The 6,906-nt window shown below is 35.1% G+C and carries 3 protein-coding genes; all 3 read left to right on the top strand.

Going from position 1 to position 6,906, the window contains the following annotated elements; all coding sequences use genetic code 11:
* The coding region (locus EQ827_RS07170) for a hypothetical protein (RefSeq protein ID WP_181190319.1) at nt 1–272 on the top strand (272 nt) is incomplete at its 5' end.
* A gap of 1 nt (nt 273) precedes the next feature.
* The gene (addA, locus tag EQ827_RS07165) at nt 274–3,930 is read left to right on the top strand and encodes a helicase-exonuclease AddAB subunit AddA (protein ID WP_181190318.1); all 3,657 of its coding nucleotides are present in this window, start codon (nt 274–276) and stop codon (nt 3,928–3,930) included.
* A gap of 4 nt (nt 3,931–3,934) precedes the next feature.
* Nucleotides 3,935–6,718, top strand: coding sequence for a helicase C-terminal domain-containing protein (locus EQ827_RS07160; protein WP_181190317.1), 2,784 nt, complete (start codon nt 3,935–3,937; stop codon nt 6,716–6,718).
* Nucleotides 6,719–6,906: the final 188 nt, after the last annotated feature.

Raw genomic sequence — 6,906 nt, 5'->3', positions numbered from 1 at the left:
GACAAAAAGTAGTTTCACCACAAGAATTTCAACAAATGTTAACTTATAACCAGCAACTAATCACACAAGCAGCCAATAAAATCTTAAGCGGTGATAATCGTTTAAGTCCTTTAAGGGAGGATAAACAAACTACCGCCTTACAATACAGTGATTTTTTGCCTATTATGCAATTTGATGCAATGCTGCCGGAAAATAATTACCGTAATTTAGAAAATTTGAATAAAAAAGCTTTCTTTGAAAAATTAAATTCAACAAATAATGAGGAGTCTTAACATGGCGCAATACAATCCTACCCCCAATCAGCAGCAAGCTTTAACTGCTAGCGGCAGTGATATTTTAGTTTCTGCTTCGGCTGGATCAGGCAAAACAACTATTTTAGTGGACCGCATCGTTCACGAATTATTAGCAGGTCAAGAAGTGGACCATTTGCTCATTGTTACTTTTACTGAAGCTGCTGCTCGAGAAATGAAACAACGTTTAACCAATCGAGTACGCCAACAGGCAGCTAAGGTGGAGAATAAGGATCAAAAACAACATCTTTATCGGCAATTGTCCTTAATACCTGGGGCCTATATTAGTACGTTGCATGCTTTTTGTCTGCGAGTGATTCGTAAATTTTATTACTTAATTGATCTTGATCCTACCTTTAGGTTATTAAGCGATGATAATGAACGTTATTTATTAAAAGAACGCGCATGGCAAAAGGTGCGGAATGCCTATTATCAAAAAGAAGATGCTGAATTTTTTCAGTTAGAGGATAATTTTGTTAGCGGTAATAATGATGATGATATGGCTGAATTAATTTTTAAGCTGACAGATTTTGCTTTGACAACGCCGGATCCTCTAGCTTGGATTGCTAATTTACCGACCCAATATCAAGTACAAAGCGATATTAGCCAAACTATATTTTATCAACAGACATTATTGCCCACATTACAAACTAACTTAGCTTATTTACAAATTCAGTTGCAAAAAGCTTTAAATCAAGTGACAGCAGCCACTGAATTGAGTGGCTATCAAGAAAGTTTGGCAACTTTAAATGAACAATTACAAAAGCTAATAGTTAAGTTGCCACAATTAAATTGGGATGATTTGCGCCGAGAAATTTTGGGACTTACAAAGATTAAAGGTCGCGCCAAACCTAAAACCCCGCCAGAAATTACTCAGCCTTTTAAGACTATTAAAGACAATGTTACTCAGCAAATTCAAGAATTACAATATAAGTTATTTGCCTTAGATAATCATCAATGGCAGCAAATTCTGCAATTGAGTAGCAATTTGATTTCACAATTAGTAACAGTGGAAAATAAGTTTATGCAACAATTTCAACTAGAAAAACAAGCTCAGCATTGTTTGGACTTTAATGATTTAGAGCACTATACCTTACAAATTTTACAAGCAAAAAAAGATCATCATTTTGTGGCTCAAGAATACTACCAACAATTATTTGCCGAAATTTTGGTAGATGAATATCAAGATACCAATCCACTCCAGGAAACTATTATTCAAAAAATTCGCCAGCCCCAACCTGGAAATTTGTTTATGGTGGGGGATGTTAAGCAATCAATTTATGGTTTTCGTCAGGCTGCACCGCAATTATTTGTCAGCAAATATCATCAAATGCAAAAAAATCCAGCAGTGGGTCAATTAATCAATTTGACAGATAATTTCCGCTCTAGTGAAAATGTTATTAAAACGGTTAATGGTATTTTTGAACGGATTATGGATCATAAATTAGGTGATTTGGATTATACCAAAGAAACACGTTTGGTGGCTGGAGCACATTTTCCTAAGGATTTAGATACTCAAACCGAAGTTATCTTAAACTCAAAAACGGCACAGGAAGATGGCAGTAATTCCAATGAACAAGCACAAATCAGATTAATAATTGCCAAAATTCAAGAAATGTTTGCGCACAATTATCAAATTTATGACCGTAAAACTGGGCAAAAACGACCTTTACGCTATTCTGATATTGCTATTTTGACGCGAGTGAAAAGTTTAAATAACGATATTGTCAACTTGTTTGCCCAGGCCCATTTGCCTGTCATTGTGACTGATGCTAACAATTATTTTCAAACAACCGAAATCCAGGCAATGCTCTCGATGCTCAAAATTATTGATAATCCCCGGCAAGATATTCCTTTAGTTGCGGTTTTACGCTCAATGATTGGAGGCTTGAATGAAAATGAATTAGCTTATCTTCGGATTAATAGTCGTACAGGTGATTACTATCAAGCTTTATTAAATTATTTAAGTGATACAGCTTATAACCAAAAAACTACTTTTGCACAGCAGTTAACTAAGAAAGTGCAGCATTTTATGACGCAATTAATGGATTTTCGGCAACAGGCGCCTAAAATTAGTATTGCAGAATTAATTTGGCAAATTTATCTGCAAACAGGTTACCTTTCTTATGTTCAAGGAATGCCGAATGGTCGGCAACGAGTTGCTAATTTACATGCCCTATATCAGCGAGCCGATCAATTTGAACAAATGGAATTTAAGGGCTTGTTTCAATTTATTCGCTTTATTGAACATATTCAGAACAATAATAAGGATTTAGCACAATCTCTCGAATATAATCCTGAAAGTAATGAAATTCAGGTAATGACGATTCATGCCAGCAAAGGCTTAGAGTTCCCAGTAGTCTTTTTATTAAATATTGATCATCATTTTAATAACGAAGATAAACGTAAAAGATATTTATTTGATACCCAGCAAGGGATTGGTATTAAATATCTTGATGCACATACTCATATAGCTTATGAAACTCTACCGCTATATACTACCAAAGCCTATCAAAACCAAAAATCATTATCAGAAGAAATTCGACTTTTATATGTTGCTTTAACGCGTGCTCAACAAAAATTAATTTTGGTGGGTGCAATTAAAGATACTCTTAGTGAACAGTGGAGTAATTGGCAATTGCCAACTAGTCCTAAGATGGTGATTGATTTAGCTTTACGTAATAAATTCAATTCATTTCAAGATATGTTGCAGTATGTATGGGGACTTAATGGTCAACTTGACCAAGAACAAGTGGTGGCTCAAGCAGATAGCGCCTTTGATTTTAAAATCAACGTTGTTACAGCTCCTAAAATCAAACAGTTGTCTGAGACTAACTTACCGCTGAATAAAGACATAACCACGCCGCCATTATTTGAACAAACGGTAGAAAAAATTTTAAATTTTCAATATCAGCACCTTCCAGCTACCAAAACGACCGCCTATCAATCAGTCTCAGAAATTAAGCACTTATTTGCTGATCCAGATGATCAGAATCTGCCTGTCATTGATTGGAACCAACAGCATCCCCGCGGTAATCGCTACATTATTGATGAGTTTGTTCGGCCTAATTTTTTAACTGGTGAAACAGCTACCGTTACACCAGCCGACATTGGGAGTGCGACACATTTATTGCTGCAAAAAATTAATTTGCAAGCAGTACCTACACAGGGCGATTTCCAACAATTAGCGAAAACACTAGTACAGCAACAAGTTTTAGCAGCTGCAGTAGCTGAAAAGATTAACTACGAGAGTTTAGCGCAATTTTATCAATCGGATTTGGGAGCACAAATTATTCAATGTCAAAGTACTTTAAAACGAGAATGGGCTTTTTCGATGTTATTGCCAGCCAGTCGTTTATTTTCCCAAATGGATAACCAAGATGATGACCAGATCTTAATTCACGGAATTATAGATGGATTGTTTCGCGATGCTGCTCATCAAATTGTATTGTTTGACTACAAAACTGATTTTATTGAACCGCAAAAAGCGGCCGGTAAACATTCAATTCCGTGGGCTTTACAACAGTACTCTGGTCAGTTAAATTTGTATCAGCAAGCTGTCGAACAAATTTCCCCTCAAAAGGTAAGCCACAAATATTTGTGTTTACTTTCCATCAACCAGGTGATTGAAGTAAAATAAAATTATGATAACAAAAAATAAATATGTCGTAGTTGATTTAGAAACTACCGGAACTCAAGTTAAAAATGGGGATAAGATTATTCAATTTGCTGCAGTGACTATTGAAAATGGTCAAATTACTAATCAACAAAGTTTCTTAATTAATCCTCATTGTCAATTAAATGAAAAAATCATTGATTTAACTGGAATTAATTCAGCACAATTGCAAGAGCAGCCTGATTTTAAGCATTTTGTTCCACAAATTCAGCAAATTTTACAAGGTGGGGCATTTGTTGCTCATAATGTTAATTTTGATTTCCCCTTTTTACAGGCGGAATTACAGGCTGCTAAGCAGTCCCCTTTAACAAATCCAGCGATTGATACAGTCGAATTAGCACAGTTTCTCTTGCCGCAAGCTCCCAGCTTTAAGTTACGAGATTTGACTAATTTTTTAAATATCCAACATAACCGGCCTCATCAAGCTGACAGTGATGCTTTGGTAACTGCAGAATTATTCTTGTCTTTGCAACAACAGCTTCTTAATCTACCGGTTGCTACCTTAAAGTTACTACGTCATTTTACAAGTAACTTAACCCGGCAAACAGGTGATTTTGTAGAACAGATGATTAATCAAGCGTTGGATCAGCCCCACACTTTACCGGATTATTTGGTAGAAGTTCATGGTCTCGTATTAAAAAAGCCTCAAGTAGTGGCAAGTTCTTTAGTTACTCAAAGCCACTATCCGCGTACACAAGCCAAAAAAGCGGCCGTTTTTGCGCAGACTATTACGGCTCGTCCTCAACAAATGAAAATGATGAATTTTATTCAACGTAAAGTTGAACAAAAAAGTCCCTTAGCCTTAGTCGATGCTCCAACCGCATCAGGTAAAACTTTAGGCTACTTATTTCCACTTTCTTATTATTTGGACCAAGGTCAACAAGTTATTATTGCCACTTCAACTAAACTACTTCAGCAACAATTAGTTCATGAATCTTTGCCACTTCTGCAAAAAATTCGCCAGCGTACCTATAGTGCAACCATAATCAATAGTGCACATAATTATTTAGATTTAGATAATTTTTATCAAACCTTAAGATCAGAAGTAGGTAATCGGCAGAGTGATTTATTAAAGATGAAAGTAATTGTTTGGCTGACACAAACCCAAACCGGGGCATTGGCAGAGCTTAACCTAACTAACTATCAGACGGATTTTTTTAAAATAATTGCCAGCAATGGCCATCGTCAACAAGGCTTATTTTATCAGTATGATTTTTGGCAGCGCCATTGTGAAAATGCTTGGCAAAGCGATTTAATTATTACTAATCAAGCTTATTTATTAAATAATTTAGATTTAAAAATTTGGAAGACTGCTCAAGTTTTAATTGTTGATGAAGCCAGCAACCTCATTGCTCAGACTTTACGGCCCCAAACTAAGTTTGATTTTCGGCTGGTTAAAGATGCTCTTAAAAAGATAAGTGATATTTTATATCAACAACGAGTAACTATTAGAACTGCTTTTTCACAAAATCATTTGTATTCTTGGACACATGATGACCTACTAGAATTGGACAATGATTTTAATAATTTTAAACAACATTTGGATTTTTTAGAAGCTGATTTATTAAGTAGTTATCTAAAAAAACAAATTCCATTACATCAACGTCAAAGTGAAATGACCTTGGCAATTAATCCTGCTCAACTACAAAACCGTACTATTAAAGCTTTATCGCTATTAGCCCAAAATTTACAATCACTCCTAGCTAAAATTGCGCGCATTTTTTCGTTATATGAACGTAGCCAAATGCCCACTGCCGCCATTATTCAAATTATTTTTCAGCTTCGTTTAGAATATCAAATAGTCCTGCATCAAGAACGTCAGTTGGAACACGTCTTAGCTGGATTATCAATTTGGAGCCCTCAAACTGGTCTTATCTTAAAAATGACTAATTATAGTAATTGGGATACTCTCAGTTTAAATACTCAAATATTTACTCAAGAAGCACTAATTCAACAGTTACAGCAGCAATTTCAGACAACTATCTTAATCGGTGCTGCATTAAAATATCAGCGTAGTTTCAAAAATTTTTGTCAGCAATTAGGTATCACGCAAACAATTCCTGCTAAAGATCGTCTCAGCCTAAAACGTGATTACATTTTGGATGACAAAATTAAAGTTTATTTACCTCGTATTGCGCCCCATGTCCGTAATGATCAATATGATGCCTATTTGGCAGCAGCTATTTTAGAATTAATAAGCCATAATAACTGCAAGACTTTGATTATGTTTAATTCTTTGCAGACCCTGCAGACAGTTTATGATTATCTACAAGATATGCCTGTTTTTAATCAACGAGAAATTCTCGCTCAAAGCATTAGTGGCTCTAACAAGCGCCTCAAAAAAAGATTTTATCTCAATAATAATGCTATTTTATTAGCAACTAATACTTTTGGAGAGGGTTTAAATTTGTCAGCTGGAGAATTAAAATTAGTAATTATTACACGGCTGCCGTTTGCGGCGCCTAACGATCCTTTAGTATCTGCTAAAAATAAGTATTGGCAAGATCAAGGACTTAATCCCTTTAAAGTAGACAGCTTACCTACTGCAAGTCGGCGCTTAAAACAAACGGTAGGGCGCTTAATTCGCTCACCAGCTGATCAAGGTATTATTGTCTTTTTAGATCGCAGAATTGCTACTACTAATTATGGTAAAAAAATATATCAAGAATTAGAGTTACCTGCTTATAATGAACAATTCTCTATATCAGAAATTTCCCAGCAAATAAATATTTTTCTTAAGTCAAATTTTTGATACACTATAAATAAAGTTTGATAGGAAGTAGTTATGAAGAAACAATGGCAAAAAACCGCTATTATCACTGTTATTCTTACAGTAATTGTTTTATTCTGGTCTTTTTATTTGTTGGCAACAGGTTTACACAGTTCTGCGAAAGCCCAAGCAATTGAAATTGCCCAGAATAAAGCAGGACTGATTAATAA

Source organism: Bombilactobacillus bombi, assembly GCF_013607485.1.
In the GTDB taxonomy this organism is placed as follows: Bacteria; Bacillota; Bacilli; order Lactobacillales; family Lactobacillaceae; genus Bombilactobacillus; species Bombilactobacillus bombi_A.
This window is presented reverse-complemented; position numbering and strand designations above follow the sequence as displayed.